Source organism: Caulobacter sp. CCH9-E1 (assembly GCF_001556515.1).
Lineage (GTDB): Bacteria > Pseudomonadota > Alphaproteobacteria > Caulobacterales > Caulobacteraceae > Caulobacter.
Genome location: NZ_LSJA01000024.1, coordinates 1 through 18,370, shown reverse-complemented (window position 1 = coordinate 18,370; position 18,370 = coordinate 1). Strand labels below are relative to the sequence as shown.

The window sequence follows — 18,370 nt, the reverse complement described above, 5'->3', positions numbered from 1 at the left end:
GTTCTTGGTTCGTACTTTTAGCCGAGGTTTAGCGCACAAACCTTGAGGTGAGGCCGGCCAGGGCTTCGCGCCAGCCCATCTCGCCGCGCACGGCTCGGGTGCGCGCCGCCTGTCCAGGAGCCGGGACGAAGGCGAGCTCGCAATCGGCTTGCAGACAAAGCTGGACGAGCGCCGACGAGGCATCCTGGGCGGGGATGTCGAAACGCTGGGTCTGCGAGGCCTGCGCCCGCGCCGCGGGGGCGACCGCCAGCGCCAACGCCAGGACGGCGAGGCCCAGCGGTCCGCGTCGCCCGCCGTTCGGCGGCGATGCAGCAGGCGGTTTCAAGAATGACGCCCCCGACGCTACGATCCATCGGGCTTAGCGCGCGGTTGTGACAGCTCTGCGATACTGACCTAGTCGGCGCGGACCAGCACGCGGCCGTCGGCGGCGCGTTCGGTGCGTACGGGCAGCAGGGCCGCCATGCGCTCGGCGATGGTCCCCTCGCCTTCCAGAGGCAGGACGGTCGTCACCTTGACACGCGAGAGTCGCGGGTCGGCCGCGACCAGCGGCGCGCTGGAGTAGCGCGAGGCGGCGGCGACGACGTCGGACAGCGGCGCGTCGCGGAACACCAGTCGGCGGCGACGCCAGGCCGTGGCCGTCTCCAGGTCGGCGACAGCCTTCTCAAGGCCGGGCTCGTCCGGGCGGAAGGCCGCGCGCTCGCCGGGCGAAAGGACCGTGGCGCCGTCCAACGCGCCCCTCTCGGCCGCGTCGCGTCGACCGATCAGCACTCGGCCTTGCAGCAACGAAACCTGGGCGCCGTCGCCGGTCAGGCTGGTGACGAAGCGGGTGCCGGTGACGATCACACGGCGATCCGCCACGGCGACCTGGAACGGATGAGTGGCGTCATGGGCGACCTCAAAATAGGCCGAGCCGCGCTCCAGCGTCACCCGCCGCGCATCCTTGGCCAAGGCCACCCGGATGGCCGAGCCAGCGTCGAGCGTGACGCGCGAGCCATCCTCCAGGACGACGTCGGTAATCTCTCCGGGGGCGCTGGCGTAGAGTCGCCCCTCCGGGGCGGCCGGAGGCCTGGGCGCCAGCAGGACGCCGGCGACGGCGAGCGCGGCGAAGGCCATGCCCCCCGCCAGAACCAGGCGACGTCCCGAGGGAGGGAGAGCCGGCTCGCGCCGGTTCAGCCGGGCCACGTCCAGGGCGAAGGCGCCGCGCAGGCGCTCCAGCGACGCCATATCGGCCTTGGCCTGCTCGTACTGCCGCAGGTGATCCGGGTCGGCCTCCAGCCAAGCCAGGAAGGCGGCCTGCTCACGCCTATCCGCATTCGGCCGCCCCATGCGCGCCAGCCAGTCCTCGGCCGTCCTGGGCCGGGTGGCGAAAAATGCGGTGAGCCGGCCGAACATCAGCGACGGAAATCCTTTCTCACCCGACAGCGACGCGGCATGCGACCCGAGGTTTCAAAAGGCACAACGATCGACGGGCGCGGCGCCTCAGTCATTCGCGCGACTTCTTCAGCTGACGCAGCGCTTCGGCGATGTGCTTTTCGACCATGCTTACCGAAACACCCAGCTGATCGGCGATCTGGCGATAGGTCTGCGCGCGGAACCGATGCAGCAGGAAGGCGTCGCGCGTCTTGGGCGGCAAAGCCCGGATCACGGCCTCGGCCGCGGCCAGATCCTGGCGGCCGATCAAATGCTGGTCCGCGGCCGGCTCCTCGCAGGCCACGGCGCCGAGGCCGGCGTCCAGGTCGTGAATATCGTGGACGCTGCGGCGCGCCTTTTCTCGGGTCTCGGCCTTCCAGCGATCGAGCTGGATATTGCGGGCGATGACGAACAGAAGCGGCCGAGCGTCGGGCGCGGTCACGTCATGGCCGGCGCGATAGAACCGCGCGAACGCCTCCTGGACGACGTCCTCGGCCTCGCTGGCGCGGTCGCGCCGTTGAAGGTAGGCGATCAGGTCCCCGCGCAGGGCCGCTACGGCGCCGTCGACGCGCGCCGACATGCGCTGTCCCGATGGGGCGGGGTCTTGCCGACCGACCGGCTCAAGCGCGGCGAACGCTTCGGAAGCCGGGGATCGTGCAAGCCTCGTCCATGCGCTTGGACCTAGGGCCATGGTCTCTCTTCGCCTTGTTCGGCGCAGCCATCCTCGAAAAGCATGACAGTTTTTTGAGGGTAGGCCGCGCGCGAAGGCGTCGGGGCGGCCGGTGAAGCCGCCCGCCCCGATGGTTTGACCACGGATCAGAAGTTGACCCGCAGCCCCAGGCTGAAGCGACGGCCCGACTTCTCGTCCATGGTCGGGAACGAGGGATCCATCGTGTAGCCCTTGGTGGTTTCGTCGGTGATGTTGATGCCTTCCAGGCTCAGCTGGACGTGGTCATTCAGGTTATAGCTGACCGACATGTCCGTCTGGCCGTAGCCCGAGCGCCAGATCGGATACATTTCGTAGCCGATGCCTTCGACGTACTTGTCCTTGTAGTTATAGGACACGCGCGCCTGGAAGCGCTCGTTCTCGTAGAACAGGGTGACGTTGTAGGCCTTGTCGGCCAGGCCCACCGGCGGCGTCGGAACCTTGATGATGGACTGACCGGTCAGCGAGCTGTCCAGGATGGTGTAGTTGGCGTTGATCCCGAAACCCTTCAGCGGTTCGAAGAACAGGCCAAACGGGACGATCGCCACCATCTCGACGCCGTTGACCTTGTAGGAGCCTTCCTGGTTCACGGGCTGATAGACGTCGAAGTCGTAGACGCCGTCGACGGTGCCGTTGGCGTTGTACTTGGTCACGTTCTTGACGGTGCCGGTCAGGGCCTGGCGCACCACGCCCTCGATCTTCTTGTCGAAGTACGAGACCGCCAACAGGCCGCCTTCCGGCAGGTACTTTTCGAGACCAACTTCCCACTGCTCGGCGAAGGTTGGCTTCAGGTTCGGGTTGCCGTCGGTGAAGCGGAACGAGTTCCAGCTGGCGGTGCGCTTGTAGGCGAGATCCGTCAGGGCCGGACGCATCAGGGTCTTCGAGGCCGCGCCGCGCAGCGTGATGCTGTCGGTCAGGTCGGCCGTGAAGTTCAGGCTGGGCAGCAGCTTGTTGTAGCTGCCATCGCTCGAGACCGGCGCGGGGGTATAGGTCGTGCCGCCGGTCGGGGTTTGGATCTGGTGATAGCCCGACGAGGTCACCGATGTGTCGACATAGCGGACGCCGCCGTTGACAGCGACCGGCACGGGGCCAACGTCGAAGCCCAGGTCGGCCATGGCGTAAAGGCTCGTGACCGTCTCATCGACCTTGTAGTAGTCGCCGGGCGTGTAGGGCGTTTTGAAGCCCGCGTAGCGGAAGGTCTTGCGGGCGTACTCGTTGGAAATCTGGCTCCACGTGATGTCGCGGATGCTGTATTCGCCGCCTGGCACCAGCTGATCGATCGGCGTCAGCTGGCTGTCGGCCATGGTGCGAGTATTGAGCCAGGCGGTGCTGCCGGCCGACGGGCCTTGGATGTTCAGGGCGCCGTATTGACGTTCCTTGGACTTGTCGGTGTAGCGCGCGCCGACCTGGATGGTCTTCAGGGCCGGGAAGAAGCTGAAATCGAACTCCTTGGTGAAGTCGACCTGGGCCGCGTACTTGTCGTCCTTGATCTTCTCCAGCGACGTCTCATAGGCCTCGAACAGGTACTTCGACGGCGAGTTGTACATGTCGATCGAGGCGGGGTTGGCGCTCTTGACCGTCTCGCCGCCCTTGGCCGTCCAACGCGTACGCGACGGCGCATAGGCCACGTGCTTCAGGTTGGAGTAGTCGAGGGTCTTCTCGGCGCCCGAATAGCCGGCCAGGCCGTGCAGCTTCCAAGTCTCGCCATGCCAGTTCAGCTCCGTGCCGAACTGGACGTAGTCGGTCTTGTTGATCTGCTCCTTGCTGAGCATCTCGTGCTGGGTGGCGGTGTAGGAGACGTCGCGCAGCACGACCATGTTGTACTGCGACAGCGTCGTCTTGTCGTACGCGTGGATCGTTTCCAGCGTGCTGCGGCTCGAGGCCGAATAGGCCGCGGCGTCGTACTGGTCTTCGGTCGCCTCATAGCCGCCGACCATCAGGTCGAAGGCGATGTCGAAGTTGGCCGAGGGCTTGTACTGCAGCGAGGCGGTGCCGCCCCACTGGTCCTGGGTGTTCAGATAGGCGCGGTCGCCGACCTTGTCCTGGAAGATGATGCGGCCGGTCTCGTCGCGATTGCGAACGTCCTTGACCACGACGCCGGCGTCGCGCGCCAGCACCGAGGCGGCCTGCGCGGCGCGCGTGCCGCCCGCTTCCAGGAAGCGGAACATCGGACGGAAGTTGATCCCCGAGTTGGAGTCGGTGCGGTTGGTCCGGCGGGCCGCCGAGAACGAGACGAGGCCGCCCCAGTCGCCCCAGGTGTCGCTGGCCAGGAACGCGACCTTCGGATCGGTCTTTTCCGAGATCGAGTTGTAGGCGCCCTCGGCCGAGGCCACCAGCTTGCGGCCGCTGTAGTCGAACGGGCGCGCGGTCGAGATGTTGATCGCGCCGGCGATGCCGCCTTCCTCGTCCGAGGCGCGCGGCGACTTCTGCACCGTCACCTGCTGGACGACTTCCGAGGCGAAGATATCGAACTCGACGTCGCGGCCGCCGCTGCCCGAGGCCGTGGCCAGGTTGTTGATGGTGACGAAGGTGAACTCGGCGGGCAGGCCGCGGACGCTGACGCGGCCGCCCAGACCCTTGTTGCGCTCGATGGTCACGCCGGGCATGCGCTGCAGCGCTTCGGCCAGGTTCTGTTCAGGGAAGTTGGCGACGTCGGTGGCGACGATCGAGTCCGAGAACCCGACGTTCTCGCGCTTCATGTCGATGGCCTTCTCCAGGCTGCGACGATAGCTGCCCGTGACGACGATTTCCTCGACTTGGTCCTGCGAGGCGGTCGCCTGAGCCTGGACGCTGGTCGTGGCGAACAGGCCAATGGCGGCGCAGCTGGTCATTAGCCAGGCCGTGCGGCGGTTCATGTTCAGTCCGATCATCGTTGATATCCCCAAGTCTTTGTTGAGACGGGGCGGGCCGGACCTTTGCGCCCGGCTCTCGCCCCCCGACGCCCTCAACGACAGCGCCGTACGAAGCCTCAGCGGCTAGCGGCGGATTTCATGAAAACTTCACGCCAGCGGACCTGCCGCTGGCTCGTCGCCCAATCCTCGGCGCGCACCGCTTCCGCGATCCCGATCAGCGCCTCATTGATCGCGGTTAGGCGCTAGTGGCGTCGATGGTGGCGGAGAGCGATTAGAGCTTGTGATTCAGCTCCGCCATCGTCAGCCAATGTGGGCTCCCGCCCGTCTCGGCAACGGCCCTGGACTGTGTCAGCTCTCGTGGGCGACATCGAAGACCACCTTGCCGCCGCCGGCCGCGCGCGCCGCATGTTTCGGCCAAGGGCGTCCAGGCCAAAGCGTCCCGCCTGAAGGCGAGGCTTTGGGCCCTGCTCGGCAAGGCCGGCGACGTCGGTCAGGATCTCGCCGAAGTGCGCGCGCGCCCTCCCCGCTCACCGCGCATCTAGGTTGACGACGGAGGGGCCTCCAAGGCGTCCATTTGCGGGACGCCCTGCTCTCTCGGGCGTCGAGACCGGGCGACGAAATAGAGGCCGGCGAGAACGGTGCAGGCCGCGCCAAAAAGGCTCGTTGCGTAGATGCTGGCGACGAAGAAGTGGAGCCAGTCGAGGTCGATCATGGCGAAGTTGCGCCAAATCAGCAGCGCGACGCTGCCCAGATAGCCCGACGCATCGGCGACATAGATGAGGAAGCCCGCCGTCCCGACCTGGCCGCTGAAAGCGACCATGCGGTCGAAGAGCATCGCGTTGAAAGGCGTATAGGCCAGATAGACGCCCGCCCCCGTGAGGATCATCCAGCTGAGCGGCGACAGCATGTGCGCCTGGAAGGCCAGGGTCGAGACGCCGAGTAGGACGAAGCCCGTGAAGATCACGCCATGCATCACGAGCAGCGCGCGCAGATTGTCCTTCACCAGCATCACCGCGCCCAGGACGCCCAGAGCGATCACGGCGACAGGCAGCTCGCTGGCGGTGAAGACGTCCGAGGCCTTGCCAAAGCCCAGCGCGGTCCAGATCTCGGCGGCGAAGTTGTCGCGGAAGTCGCGCAGCGCGGTCAGCAGAACATAGGAAAGCACCAGCAGCACGATACCGGGGGCATAGGTCGCCAGGAACGCCCGGCGCTGGGCGCCGTCCATAGGCTGGCGGCGCACCCGAGCGGCCTCGTCGGCGGCGTTGGGCGGCGGAAGCTGGCTCAGCGCCCAGACCGAGACCGCCAGCAACGGCATGAAGACCGCGCCGGTGGCGGCCGGCATCCAGAACGGAGAGACGTGGAAGTCGCTCATCAGCCATTTGCCGACCGACTTCACGACGCCCGATGAGAGGATGAAGCTGGCGCAGAGGATGGCCCCTAGGACCTCGGAGGTCCGACGCCCCTCCATGTAGCCGAACACCAGGCCCCAGATCATGCCCAGCGGCAGGCCGTTCAGGAACAGGGCCGCGACATTCCACGGCGCGGGAACCAGGGCGAAGCCCAGGAGGGCCACCCAGGAAGCGCCGATCAAGCCAAGGATGGCCGCGCCTCGGCGGGCGGGATCGATCTCCGAGATGACCTTGACGCCGATGAACTTGGACAGGGCGTAGCCCAGCACCTGGGCCAGCACGAGGGCGATCTTGTAGTCGACCGCGAAGGTCCAACCTTCGACAGCGCCGAACGTCGCCGCGGCGAACGGCTTGCGGAAGGCGTACATCGAGAAATAGGCGCAGAATCCCGCCAGTCCCGCGAACAGCGCGAAGGCCAGCGGATTGGCGCGCTCAAGCCAGCGCCGGGGACCGAATGTCATGGATACGCCCTTCGATAAACTGACTTGGTCTAGACCACGGACATGTCGGCTCGATGACGGCGACCTCGCCTAGCGGACCCGAATATCGACGCTGACGGTCAAGGCGTCATGTCGCCAGTATTCGCGGTCGAACTCGACGACATTACCTTGAGCGTCATAGCAGGTCCGCACGAGGCTGAGGCCCGGCAGGCCGGACTTCACGCGCAGCGCCTCGGCCTCGTCGCGCGTCAGGGCGCAGGGCCGCATGTCGACCTTGTTGCGCGCCACGCCGATGCCATAGACCGTCTTCAGGACGCTGGTCAGCGAGCCATTCAGGTCGTGCTCGATCAGGCCGGGGGCGCGGGCGCCATCGACGATGATGCTCTCGATCAGCACGGCGCGGCCGTCGATCGAACGGCGCCGGCGGATCCAGTACATCGGCGCGCCGATCGGACGCGAAAAGATCTGGGCCAGGATGCCGTCGCAGGTGATCTCGACCTTGCTGAGCGTCTCGGTTTCGGGCCGCCGTCCCTGCGCCTCGACGTAGGACATGAAGCCCTCCCAGCGCGTCGGATCGTAGACGACGGGCGGCGGTGAAACGTACCAGCCGCTGCGGTCCTTCCGGTAGATGATCCCCTCGGCTTCGAGCTGGAATAGCGCCTCTCGCACGGTGCCGCGCGCCACGCCCCCGCCGATCTGCAGCTGACGCTCGGAAGGCAGCCGCTCGCCGGGCTTGAATTCGCCGGCCGTGATGCGGGCGGCGATGTCGTCACGCACGCCGAGATACTGAAGACTTTCGGGCTGTTGCATCGAACGACCTGGCCAGCGGTCGAATCCCGCCGCCCTTAAGGATGGGAGGGGGCCTTCCCGGGGTCAAGGAACCCGATCGGGTTGAACGCGCGCGGCTTCAAAATGTCACGAAAGCTTCGCGCCAATCTGGTCTATACCAAATCGAATTATGGGAGAAGGATCATGGCCGCCGATCGACGCTCGCTTCTGCGCGCCGCCGCGGTTGGCGCCGCCGCGGGGATGTTGCCGGCGACCATCGCACGCGCCTTGGCGATCCCCGCGCGCCATCGAACCGGCACGATCATGGATGTCGAGCACGTCGTGATCTTCATGCAGGAGAACCGGGCGTTCGATCATTACTTCGGGACGCTGAACGGGGTCCGGGGTTTTGGCGACCCTCGGCCGCAGCGCCTGCCCGGCGGAGCGTCAGTCTGGCGTCAGCCGAGCCGCGAGCATCCGGACGGCTTTGTCGCGCCTTTCCATGGCGACGCCTCGGCCACCAACGCCTACACGGTCGATGGCTCCGACCAGGGCCATCAGGCGGCCATCACCATCGTCAATGGCGGACGCTATGACCAATGGGGGCATAGCGGCGAGTTGCACAAGCGGATGGTCTACTACAAGGCCTCCGACCTGCCCTTCTATCATGCGCTGGCCAGCGCCTTCACCGTCTGCGACGCCTATCACTGCTCGACCCTGACCCAGACCTATCCCAATCGCCTGCATCTCTGGACGGGCTGCAACGGCGGCGGGAAGGTCGGCGGCGACCCGGAGATGAGCAACTACGGCGAGAACGAGACGCCCAGCGCCGACATGGCCACCGATAGGCCGATGGCCAAGGGGCCGTACGACTGGACGACCTACGCCGAAAGGCTGCAGGCGGCCGGGATCAGCTGGAAGGTCTATCAGGAGTACGACAACTTCGGCGACAACATCCTGTCGGTGTTCAAGCCGTTCCGCCCGTGCCCCAAGGACTCGCCCCTTTACGCGCGAGGGCGCTCATGGGTGTCGGAGCACAAGACCGGCGTCGACCGCACCCGATCGGATGGCGAACAGTTGGTCGAGGCCTTCCGCGCCGACGTGGCCGCCGATCGCCTGCCTCAGGTCTCGTGGATCGTCACCGCCGCGGACCTGTCCGAACATCCCCAGGCCGAGCCTTCGAAGGGCGAGCACGTCTGCGCCGAGCTGGTCAAGGCGCTGGTCGATCACCCCGAGGTGTTCGCCAAGACCGTCTTCATCATCAACTACGACGAGGCGGGCGGTTTCTACGACCACATGCAGCCGCCGATGCCCCCCTTGACCGCCGACCAAGGGTGGAGCTCGGTCTCGGTCGCCGGCGAGAGCAAGGACTATGGCCAGGCCGACGTCGAGAACAAGGGCGCTCACCCGCTGGGCCTGGGCATCCGGGTGCCGGCCATCATCGTCTCGCCGTGGACGCGCGGCGGCTTCGTCTGCTCGGAGGTGTTCGACCACACCTCGATCCTGCGGTTCCTGGAGCGCCGCTTCGGGGTGCGCGAGGAGAACATCAGCGATTGGCGTCGGACGGTCTGCGGCGACCTGACGTCGGCCTTCGACTTCGCCGCGCCGAACAAGGACTGGTCGGCCCTGACCCTGCCGGCGACAACGGACTACATGCAGCGTGTGGCGCGCTCCAAGGCCGCGCCCAGTCTGCGCATCCCGGCGGTCCAGACCGCGTCGGCGCAGGAAGGCCCGCAGCGCGGGGCTCGCGCCCTACCCTACCTGCTGTCGGCAGACGTGCGCGTGAAGGATGGCAAGGTCTGGATCGACCTGGTCAACGCCGGACGCGCGGGCGCGGTGTTCCAGGTGTTCGACAACACCGACCGCGAGGGCCCCTGGCGCTTCACCCTCGCGGCGGGGCAAGCCTATGCGGCGGGGCATTGGAATCGCGCGGGCCAGGCGCCCGGTCCCTATGACTTGACCGTCCATGGGCCCAACGGCTTCTACCGCCGCTTCGCGGGCGACGCGTCGAGGACGCAGCCCGCCATCAAGGTCCTGCCCGACGCGCGGTCGCGTCTGCTCGTCAAGCTTAAGTCCGAAAAGGCCGGCGTCGTGATCGCCCGGATGGAGGAGGCCTATCCCCTGTCCGACGGCGAGGCGCGTCAGAGCATCAGCCTGAAGGCCGGCGAAACCACCCAGGCCGTCTGGGATCTTCGCGGCAGCGACCACTGGTACGATCTCACCCTCACCCACGCGGATGATCCCAGTTTCGTTCAGCGCCTGGCCGGCCATCTTGAGACCGGGCGGGCCAGCCGCACCGATCCCGGCATCGGGCGCATGCGCCTGTAAGCCTTGAAAACCTACGGATACAGCATGACTTCGAGTTCCGCGGCCGACATGTTCCTGGCCGAAATCACCGACCTCTTCACCCGGATGGGCGACCTGCACTACGGCGAGGACGTCACCCAGATGGAGCACGCCCTGCAGGCTGCGCATCACGCCAAGCTGGACGGCGCGTCCCCGAGCCTGGTCGCCGCGGCCCTGCTGCACGACATCGGCCATCTGATGCAGAAGATCGGCGAGGACGCCGCGGACCGTGGCATCGACACCCGCCACGAGCAGATCGGCGCCGGCTATCTAGCGCGCGGCTTCGGCCCCGAGGTGAGCGAGCCGATCCGGCTGCACGTGGCGGCCAAGCGCTATCGCGTCGCCGTTGATCCGACCTATGCCGGCCGCCTCAGCTACGCCTCGAAACAAAGCCTGGCGCTGCAAGGCGGGCCGATGAACCCCGACGAAATCAAGGTCTTCCTGGCCGATCCCCACGCCGGCGCGGCGCAAAAGCTCCGCGGGTATGACGAGGCGGGGAAGGATCTGGAGGCGGAGGTCGCCGGCTTTGACGAGTACGCCGACCTCCTGCGCGACCTGATCCGCGAAGCCGGCAAGCTCTAGACCGGTCGCTCGCCCCGGGCGATCCGCGCCTCGATCTCGAGCAGCACTGGGCCCAACTCGGCCAGCGTCTCGACGACATAATGCGCCCCGGCGTCTCGCAAGGCTTGAGCGGACGCCGCGACGCAAGAGGCGCGCTCGTCGGCCTGCAGATCGGCCAGCGCCTCCAGGCTCAAGCCCACCCCGTTGCCGGATGCGGAAAGGCCCACCGTCCAGGCGCCGACCTCGAGCCCTTCGGTGATCCCGACGACGGCGTCGTCGACCTTGACGCAGGCTCTGGCCGGCCATGCCCCTAGCGCGACCAACGCCTTCCACATCATCAGGGGCGAAGGTCGCCCCTCGGCGGTTTCGCCAGCGCACACCACGACGTCCGGCGCATAGCCCTGCTCGGCGGCCAGCGGCAGGATGTCGCTCATCATTGGGCGCGTGTAGCCGGTCGTCGAACCGATCTTCACGCCCCGCGCGCGCAGGTCCGCGACCAGAGACGCCGCGCCCGGGATCAGGGCCGAGCAGCCCCGGGCCGCCTCGCGCATTTTCGGTTCGACGGCGTCGTGCAGACGACCGACGTCCCGTTCGTCGCTGGCTTGGCCGCACCGCGCCCGCCAAGCCTCGGCGATCCTTGGCATGCCCAAAAGAGCGCGGACGTGATCACGCTTGGCGCGGCCCATGTCGGCCCGCGCCTCGGCTTCCGTGATCTCGACCCCAGCCTCGGCGAACACCTCCCGGAGCGCCAGGACGGGCGCGCGGCAGCCAAAGTCGATCATCGTGCCGGCCCAGTCGAAGATGACGGCCTGGATAGGGCTGTGGCTCACGCGAAGGCTCCTTGGGGCAAGTCCAGCAGATCGGCGATGACGGTTTCGGCGAGGCCGAACGCGGTCGACGCGCCGGTGCCGCCCGTCACCACGGCCAGGCGCACGCCCGGCGCGGGCGTCTCGACCAGGCTGTGTCCTGAGGCCGATGCGTAGGTGCCGATCCAGCGCTCGATCACAGGGGGCGGCGCCTGTCCGAACACTTGCGCGAACTCGTCCAGGATCAGGGCGTCGACATCGTCGCGGGCGAAAGGATCGGGCGTCGGCGCATAGTGATGGCTGTCGCCAACCACCAGCGATCCATCGGCGCTTTGCACGACGATCAGGTGGACGCCATGCTCCAGATGCGCGGGCTGTTCGGCTTCGAGCCGGGCGCGCAAGGCCTTCGCCTCCGGCAAGGCGGCGTAGCCGAGATAGCGGACCAGGCCGAGGTCGGACATGACCGGCGCCGGCAGCCGCCAGCCCGGATCAGCCAGGCGCAGCATCTGCAGCTTGCAGCGGGTCACGCCCGCGCGAGCGAAGCTGTCCGGAAACAGGGTCGCGAGATCATCGCCCGGGCAGACCACGATGGCGTCGGCCGTGACAACGCCGGCGGAGGTCTCCAGCCGCCCGGTCTCGACGCCGCGAACCGACACGCCCCGCAGGAAGGTGACGCCATGCGCGGCCTCGAGCCAAGCCGCCAGGCGCGGGATGGCGGTGCGCGACTCCACGCGTAGATCGACGCTGCTGGTCAACCCGCCCAGCACTTGGCCCCGCGTCGGGAGGCGATCGGCGAGCGCGTCGACGTCGCGCCAGGCGCAGCCCTCGGCCATCTCGGTTTCCAGGAAGGCCTTGAGTACGGCCTCGGCTTCGGGGCGCCGGGCGATCATCGTCAGGCCGCGCTGGAGAACATCGATACCCGCCGCCTCGCCGACCTCGCGCCACACCTCCGCCGAGCGACGCGCATGGCTCCAGACCGCGCCTCGCTCCTGGCCCGTGACGGTCACGAAACCGAAGTTGCGAACCGAGGCGCCATTGGCCTGGGCGTCGCGGTCGACGACAACCACACGCTTGCCCAACCGCGCGGCGGCCAAGGCGTGGGCCAGGCCGACAATGCCAGCGCCCACCACGGCCAGATCAAAACCCTGCTTCAAGACGAACCTTCCCTCACCGCGCAGCATCTTCGGCGACGAGATGCTGCAACACACGCTTCTCCAGCACCAGCAGCGCGCCGGCGCCGTTGGTGCGCATCACTAAGCCCTCCGCCAGGGGGCGCACGGCCTCGCCAAGCGCTCCGGCGAGATGGCGGAACGCCGGAGCCGCCCCGCCGCCGAGGCCATGCAGCGCGCACAGTTGCCGCCAATCGAACGCGAAACTCTCCAGCACCTGGATGAACCGCGCCGCCCGCGCACGCGCTTCGGGACTGTCGCTCGACACGGTCAGCTCGTCCCGCAGGTCGTCCAACAGCCACTGGACCTCCGCCGCCGGCATGATCGGCGAGCGCTGGTTCAGTTCGGTCAGCAGCGGATGATCGGCGGTCGGATCCCAGTTCACCGAGCGCCATTGGTCTCGCGGCGGCGCCGGCGCATGCACGAACCGCCAGAACGCCGCCGTGCCGGTCGTGTCGGCGACTAGATGGATCCGCTCGCCGGCGGCGTTGTTCTCGACGTGGTGACGCCGCCAGTTGTCGAAAACCCAGGCCTCGCCGGCGCCCATGTGCACGGCTTCGCCATCACAGTGAAAGCGCACCTCCGGCCACGTGAGCACAGGAATGTGCAGCCGCACGCGGGTGTGCCAGTGATAGTTGATGTCGGCGTGCTCGGGCACGCCCGCGCCCGGCGCCAGGCGCATCAGCCGCGAGCGGCTCCAGACCACGCCAAATCCCGCCAGGGCCTGTTTCAGATAGGGCATGGCCTCGAGCCACGGCGTCGGCGCCATGCGCCCTTGCACGCCGTCGTTGTCGCCCCCGCCCGCGGTGATCAGCCGGACCGCGCTGTTTCCGGGCACCTGGTCCGGATGGGAGACCCAGGCCTCGGGCGGCAAGCCGGCGACCTCCGCCTGGAGCCGGGAGACGTCAAACAGCAGCGGCAGCTGGAAGAAGGGTCTCGAAAGACGCATGTCAGGCCGTCTCCGTCAGCACATCGCCCAACGCCGTGCGTAGCGACGCAAGCCAGGGCGCGTAGCGCTTCCATTGCTCAAGGCCGTCACGCCCGATCGGCTGGCGCACCTGCTCGGAACTGGGCGTCCGGATGCCGCGCCGGGTCTCATGGAAGCGCAGGCACGACGGCTCGAAGGGCAGGCCCATATGGTCCAGCATGCGACGCGTGGCGCCTTCCAGATCGTCGACCACGTCCTCGTACCGCACCCTGAGCACGCGTCCAGGCAGCACGGCCTCCCAATGCCGCATCAGGTCGAGATAGATCCGATAATAGCCGGCGATGTCTTCCAGGCTGTAGGTGAATTCCTGGTTCGTCGTCCCGAACAGCTGCTTGAAGTTGCTGAAGCAGCAGGCCATCGGCTCACGCCGCACATCGACGATCGTGGCGCGCGGCAGGATCAGCTGGATCAGGCCAATGTGCCAGAAGTTGTTGGGCATCTTGTCGATGAAGAATGGCCGCCCCAGCCGCCGATAGGCGCGCGTCTCGCCCAGGAACCGTTCGCCCAGAGCGCGGGCTTGCGCGGCCGTCAGGTCGAGAAGCGCGGCGGGGTTTTCGGGCAGGCCGCAATCGGGGTCTCGCCCGCACAGCTCGCCGACGTATCGGCCGATTTCGGTCAGCTCGTGCGTGCCCTCGACCTGGGCGTGCGACGCTAGGATCTGTTCGATCAGGGTCGAGCCCGAGCGCGGAAGCCCCAGAACGAAGATCGGTGCTGAACTGTCCGTCCCCCACCCCGCTCGCTTCGCGAACGCCTCGGCGGTCATGGTCTGCTTCAGACGCTCCGCGAAACGTTCGGCGACATCCGTCCTGTAGCGGCTCGATGTCCGCCTTAGGGCGTTGCCGCGCGCGTAGAACCCCCAGGAGGCGGCATAGTCGGCTTGATCCTCGAGCGCCTTTCCAAGGGCGAAGCGCAGATAGACGCGATCCATGTCCTGCAGGCCGGGCCGGGCCTCGGCGGCGCGCATGCGCGTGATGTCGTTGTCGTCGAACGCATGGGTCTTGAGGTTCGCCAGGCTGAACCATGCTACGCCATGATCCGGACAGGCCGACAGGGCGGCGCGATAATCGGCGACGGCTTCGACGCCGCGTCCCATGGCCTTCAGGGCGTTGGCGCGCCACAGGCGCAGGTCGGCGACCTCCTCGGCGGACTCGCATGGTCCGGCCAGGAGCCGCGCGTCGAGGTCGATCACCGGTTCGAAATCGCCAAGGCCTAGGCAGGCCGCGCCGTACAGCTTCAGGACGTCGCGAGCGTCTGGCGCGTCTTTCAGCAGTCGCTCGGCCTGCTGGCGCGCCGCCCGATGCTTCTGGCCCTGCAGCAGCGCCATGGCGTAGTCGAAACGCGCCTCGCGATAGTCCGGCGCGCGCTCCAGGATCGCGGCCAGCAGGACCTCGGCCTCGTCCGCGGCCCCGCCTTCCAGCCGGATGCGAGCCAGGAGGCGGAGCGCGCCAACGCTCTCGCCAGCCGTGTGCAGGTGGGCGCGCAGGATCTCCTCGGCGGGCTCGAGATCGCCGTCGGCCAGCAGGCTCTGAGCCGCCACGATCGCGGGCGGAAGCTGCTTGAGAACCGCTAGATTCCGAGCCGCGACGCTGGCATCGCCCTCCTCTCCCCGCAGGCGATGCAGCTGTTCCAACATGTCCCAGCAGGCGGGGAGCGTGGGATTTAGCGCCACGGCCTCACGCAGGGCGGCGATCGCGGCCGGCCCCTCTCCCAAGGCGATCAGGCACTGCGCACGCTCCTGATGAAGCCGGCTGAAGCGCGGATGGTCTTCCCGCAAGCGCTCAAGCGAGGTCAGCGCTTCGGTGACGCGTCGCTGTTCGCGCAGCGTCCGGGCTTCGCGCAGCAGGGCTTCTCGCTCGTCTCGCGCCTCGGAACCGTTCACGACGTCGCGCTCAGGAGCGGCGCCAGCCACGCCGGGTCAGGCTGGTCCGGGTCGAAATATTCGAAGATCAGGTGGATGCGGTCCGTACCGCCCGCGTTGCGCACCCAATGGGGGCCGAGGTTGTCGACTTCGACCGCCTCGCCCACCGGGAAGTGATGCTCGGCGCCGCCGAAGAACGAGATCACATCGGAATTGGTCGTTAGCGGCACGTGGATCTTGTGCGGCCACTTGGCGGCCGGATTGGCGTCGATATGCGGATGGATCACACCGCCGGCCGGCATCCGCGCCAGCATCACGCGCGGAAACACGCCGCGGGCGTAGCCGTAGTCGCGAACCGCTTGGGCCAACACCGGCTCCAGCCGATCCCGCCAGGCCGCCCAGGCGGGGCGGTCGTGCGAACCGCGCCAGTCGCGCGGACTGTCGACGAAGCGGAAGACAATGTGCCGGGTTGTGTCCAGCACCTCGAACTTGTTGGGCTTGGCCGCGTTCTCGGCGTCCCAGATCGCCTCGGGGATCGCCAGCACGGCGGCCCGCAGGGCGGCGACATCGACCGGGCCGAGGCGGCGCACCGCCCTCGTCTTGCGCGGGTTGGCCGTCAGCTCGAGCCGCGCGCCGCTCATCGCGCGCCCTCGAAGTCGTAGCCGAAGAGCTCGAGGTCCTGGGCGTAACGCTTGGCGACGCCGTCAATCAGCGCGCGGTCATAATAGGCGCGATAGTCCTGGTGCGAGGTGCTGTTGACCCGATCCAGCGGACGCGGCGCGACGCCGATGCGCGCGCAGATCGCGTCGTAGGAGCCTTGCATGTCCTCGACCCGTCCCACCTGATCGGCGAGCAGCGTCTCGCCGTCGTCGTCGACCAACAGCCAGGCCTGGGGCTGGAACAGGATGTGGCCTTCCGGCGGGTCCACGAACAGGAAATGGCGCATGGCCTCGCGCGGCTGCCGTTGAAACACGTCGCCGCCGCGCAGCATGAAGGCGCAATACGAGACGAAGCGATCGAACGGATTGCGCACGAAGGCGAACTTGAAATAGGCGGCGAAGGCCTCTTCGCCGAGATAAGGCCGCACCTGGCGCAGGGACAGGTGCCCGTGCTGGATCGCCGCGAGATCGGCCCAGGGGAAGCGCTTGTTCACGAACAAGCCGACCTGCTCGACGTCCTCGTCGCCCATTCGCTCGCGCAAGGCCTGGCGGACGGCGTGCGTGCCTGTCTTTGGGACCGCGGCGAAGATGAAGCGGTGGCGATGAGAGACGATCATAGTTTCCGGATAGACGAAGAACGGCGCCCCGCTCGATAAGCGAGGCGCCGTCAGCGTTTGCTTAGAACTTGTAGCTCAGACCCAGCATGTAGGTCGAACCACTCTGGTTCTGGTTATAGAGGTAGCGGTTCTGGCCCCAGAACTGCGTGTCCTTCTGGTTGGTTATATTGACCGCATCCAGCGAGATCTGCAGCCTGTCGCTGAAGTTGTAGAAGGCGGCGGCGTCGATATAGGTGCCGCCCTCGAAACCGCGGGTGCTGGCGCTCATGGGCGAGCTGTTGAGGCCGGTGTACCAACGCGTACGGTGGTTCAACGACCCGCGAACGCCCCAACGATCGGTCTCGTAGTAGAGCGTGGCGTTGTAGCTGGTCTTGGAGATACCGGTCAGGTCCTTGTCGGCGTCGACATAGGTGTAGTTGGCCACCACGCCCATGTTGTCGAACGGCGCCGGCAGGAAGGTGAACTGGGCCTGGCCGGCCAGTTCGACGCCGGTCAGCTTGGTCTTGCCGGGGATGTTCACCGGCATCGAGAACTCGTCCACGATCGTGTTGGCCGTGGCGCCCGGAACGAGCGACAGCGGCAGACCCGTCTGGCTGTACGGGACTTTCTCAAGCCGGCGCGTGTCGATGTAGTTCTTGATGCTCTTCTGGAACACGCTGGCCGACAGCATGCCGGTGTTGCCGAAGTAGTACTCGACGGCCACGTCCAGCGTGTCGTCCTTGTACGGCATCAGGTTCGGGTTGCCGCGCGAGCCCGTGATCTTGCTAATCTGGCCGCTCTCGGTCAGCACGTAGTCGGCCGAGCCCTTGGCCGCCATCGAGCCCAGGCCCGGACGGTTCAGGTTCTGGGTGGCCGAGAAGCGCACCTGCACCTCCGGCGTCAGCTCCAGCACGGTGTTCAGGGTTGGCAGGACGCCCGAATAGCCGCCCTTCACGTCGGCGGTGCCCAGATAGGCGTAGTTGTCGCCCTGGATCCAGCCGGTGCTGCGGGTGTCGGTGTCGTAGCCGCGCAGGCCGATGTTGCCGCGGAAGCGCTTGCCCATCAGCTGGGTGTCCCAGTCGGCCTGGACGAAGCCCGACGTCGTGGTCTCGGTCGTCTCGTAGACGTTCTCGATGTCCTGCAGGGCGCCGCCGGTGCCGTCCTTGTTCGGGCCGAACCGGTGATATTCCTTATACTTGGCGAAGGCCTTGTCGTAGTCGCCGATCAGCCACGAACCGAACTCGTTGGTGAAGACCGAGGTGATGTCGCCCACCGAGGTTCCGCGGGTCTTGGAGCGGGTGCCGTTGACGTTGTCATCGTAGAAGATGTCGATGCCGCCCTGGCTGAAGCGGTGATAGGCGACCCCGGCGCGCAGGGTCCACTGATCGTTCAGTTCATAGCGCGCGTTCAGCACGCCTTCACGCAGCTTCGACTGGTTCTGGAAACCGCGATAATAGAACGAGTCCATCGCGTAGTTGGCGGCGTTAGCCGGGTCCCAATTCGGATACTGGAACGAGGCCGAACGGCCGTCCGAGCCGTATTCGGCGACCAGATTGCCCTTGGCGCGCATGTAGAGCTTGTCGTCGTAGGGCGTCTTGTAGGTCGACTTCTCGTAGCCGACATGCCCGTCGATTGTCAGATGTTCGGTCGCGTCCCACTTGCCGGTCAGGGCCAGCTGGTTGAAGCGGTTCTTGTTCAGCGAGCGGCGATGCTCGCTGCCGAACGTAACGCCGGTCACGTCCATCGAGGTGATCTTCCCCCGAAAAAGTGGACGGGGTTAAGCCGCTCTGCGTTCCATCTCG

15 protein-coding genes are annotated in these 18,370 nt (G+C 67.1%); 2 read left to right on the top strand and 13 right to left on the bottom strand.

What is annotated here, in order from left to right:
• Positions 1-28 precede the first annotated feature (28 nt).
• From AX690_RS01525 to AX690_RS01500, 6 genes are all read right to left on the bottom strand, one after another.
• Positions 29-325, bottom strand: a complete 297-nt coding sequence (locus AX690_RS01525; protein ID WP_156449523.1) for a hypothetical protein — start codon at positions 323-325, stop codon at positions 29-31.
• A 68-nt stretch (positions 326-393) separates the two neighbouring features.
• The gene (locus AX690_RS01520) at positions 394-1,392 is read right to left on the bottom strand and encodes a FecR domain-containing protein (protein ID WP_066681083.1); all 999 of its coding nucleotides are present in this window, start codon (positions 1,390-1,392) and stop codon (positions 394-396) included.
• Between the two features lie 91 nt (positions 1,393-1,483).
• Positions 1,484-1,990, bottom strand: a complete 507-nt coding sequence (locus tag AX690_RS01515) for an RNA polymerase sigma factor (RefSeq protein ID WP_066681081.1) — start codon at positions 1,988-1,990, stop codon at positions 1,484-1,486.
• A gap of 236 nt (positions 1,991-2,226) precedes the next feature.
• Complete coding sequence (locus tag AX690_RS01510; RefSeq protein ID WP_066681079.1) at positions 2,227-4,986, bottom strand: TonB-dependent receptor; 2,760 nt, start codon at positions 4,984-4,986, stop codon at positions 2,227-2,229.
• A gap of 520 nt (positions 4,987-5,506) precedes the next feature.
• Complete coding sequence (locus tag AX690_RS01505) at positions 5,507-6,838, bottom strand: DUF5690 family protein (protein ID WP_066681074.1); 1,332 nt, start codon at positions 6,836-6,838, stop codon at positions 5,507-5,509.
• A gap of 69 nt (positions 6,839-6,907) precedes the next feature.
• Positions 6,908-7,627 carry a UTRA domain-containing protein gene (locus AX690_RS01500; RefSeq protein WP_066681072.1) on the bottom strand — a complete coding sequence of 240 codons (720 nt, stop codon included), beginning with the start codon at positions 7,625-7,627 and terminating at the stop codon, positions 6,908-6,910.
• A gap of 162 nt (positions 7,628-7,789) precedes the next feature.
• Here AX690_RS01500 and AX690_RS01495 point away from each other — a divergent pair, with 162 nt between their 5' ends.
• The gene (locus tag AX690_RS01495; RefSeq protein ID WP_066681071.1) at positions 7,790-9,913 is read left to right on the top strand and encodes a phosphocholine-specific phospholipase C; all 2,124 of its coding nucleotides are present in this window, start codon (positions 7,790-7,792) and stop codon (positions 9,911-9,913) included.
• A 24-nt stretch (positions 9,914-9,937) separates the two neighbouring features.
• Positions 9,938-10,513 carry an HD domain-containing protein gene (locus AX690_RS01490; protein WP_066681070.1) on the top strand — a complete coding sequence of 192 codons (576 nt, stop codon included), beginning with the start codon at positions 9,938-9,940 and terminating at the stop codon, positions 10,511-10,513.
• On the opposite strand, the gene phnX is transcribed toward AX690_RS01490, so the two are convergent.
• The 7 genes from phnX to AX690_RS01455 form a co-directional block, all read right to left on the bottom strand.
• Entirely contained in the window at positions 10,510-11,322 is an 813-nt protein-coding gene (phnX, locus tag AX690_RS01485) for a phosphonoacetaldehyde hydrolase (protein ID WP_082769434.1), read from the bottom strand. The genes AX690_RS01490 and phnX overlap by 4 nt on opposite strands.
• Positions 11,319-12,452: a TIGR03364 family FAD-dependent oxidoreductase gene (locus AX690_RS01480; RefSeq protein ID WP_231732085.1), complete on the bottom strand. Its 1,134-nt coding sequence runs from the start codon at positions 12,450-12,452 to the stop codon at positions 11,319-11,321. Before AX690_RS01480 ends, phnX begins: the two co-directional genes overlap by 4 nt.
• A gap of 13 nt (positions 12,453-12,465) precedes the next feature.
• Positions 12,466-13,416 (bottom strand): aspartyl/asparaginyl beta-hydroxylase domain-containing protein, encoded by a 951-nt coding sequence (locus AX690_RS01475; RefSeq protein WP_066681068.1) that lies wholly within the window; start codon positions 13,414-13,416, stop codon positions 12,466-12,468.
• Position 13,417: 1 nt separating this feature from the next.
• On the bottom strand, positions 13,418-15,334 hold the full coding sequence (locus AX690_RS01470; RefSeq protein ID WP_066681087.1) for a sulfotransferase: 1,917 nt from the start codon (positions 15,332-15,334) through the stop codon (positions 13,418-13,420).
• Positions 15,331-15,954 (bottom strand): aspartyl/asparaginyl beta-hydroxylase domain-containing protein, encoded by a 624-nt coding sequence (locus AX690_RS01465; RefSeq protein WP_066681067.1) that lies wholly within the window; start codon positions 15,952-15,954, stop codon positions 15,331-15,333. Before AX690_RS01465 ends, AX690_RS01470 begins: the two co-directional genes overlap by 4 nt.
• Positions 15,951-16,589, bottom strand: coding sequence for a sulfotransferase family 2 domain-containing protein (locus tag AX690_RS01460; RefSeq protein WP_066681066.1), 639 nt, complete (start codon positions 16,587-16,589; stop codon positions 15,951-15,953). Before AX690_RS01460 ends, AX690_RS01465 begins: the two co-directional genes overlap by 4 nt.
• Positions 16,590-16,650: 61 nt before the next feature.
• The gene (locus AX690_RS01455) at positions 16,651-18,306 is read right to left on the bottom strand and encodes a TonB-dependent receptor (RefSeq protein ID WP_231732086.1); all 1,656 of its coding nucleotides are present in this window, start codon (positions 18,304-18,306) and stop codon (positions 16,651-16,653) included.
• Positions 18,307-18,370 lie beyond the last annotated feature (64 nt).

Excerpts from the sequence above, each read along its gene's own strand:
- AX690_RS01460 (WP_066681066.1), bottom strand. The coding sequence starts at position 16,589 with ATGATCGTCTCTCATCGCCACCGCTTCATCTTCGCCGCGGTCCCAAAG.
- AX690_RS01500 (WP_066681072.1), bottom strand. The coding sequence starts at position 7,627 with ATGCAACAGCCCGAAAGTCTTCAGTATCTCGGCGTGCGTGACGACATC.
- AX690_RS01490 (WP_066681070.1), top strand. The coding sequence starts at position 9,938 with ATGACTTCGAGTTCCGCGGCCGACATGTTCCTGGCCGAAATCACCGAC.
- AX690_RS01465 (WP_066681067.1), bottom strand. The coding sequence starts at position 15,954 with ATGAGCGGCGCGCGGCTCGAGCTGACGGCCAACCCGCGCAAGACGAGG.
- AX690_RS01505 (WP_066681074.1), bottom strand. The coding sequence starts at position 6,838 with ATGACATTCGGTCCCCGGCGCTGGCTTGAGCGCGCCAATCCGCTGGCC.
- AX690_RS01495 (WP_066681071.1), top strand. The coding sequence starts at position 7,790 with ATGGCCGCCGATCGACGCTCGCTTCTGCGCGCCGCCGCGGTTGGCGCC.
- AX690_RS01520 (WP_066681083.1), bottom strand. The coding sequence starts at position 1,392 with ATGTTCGGCCGGCTCACCGCATTTTTCGCCACCCGGCCCAGGACGGCC.
- AX690_RS01515 (WP_066681081.1), bottom strand. The coding sequence starts at position 1,990 with ATGTCGGCGCGCGTCGACGGCGCCGTAGCGGCCCTGCGCGGGGACCTG.
- AX690_RS01510 (WP_066681079.1), bottom strand. The coding sequence starts at position 4,986 with ATGATCGGACTGAACATGAACCGCCGCACGGCCTGGCTAATGACCAGC.
- AX690_RS01475 (WP_066681068.1), bottom strand. The coding sequence starts at position 13,416 with ATGCGTCTTTCGAGACCCTTCTTCCAGCTGCCGCTGCTGTTTGACGTC.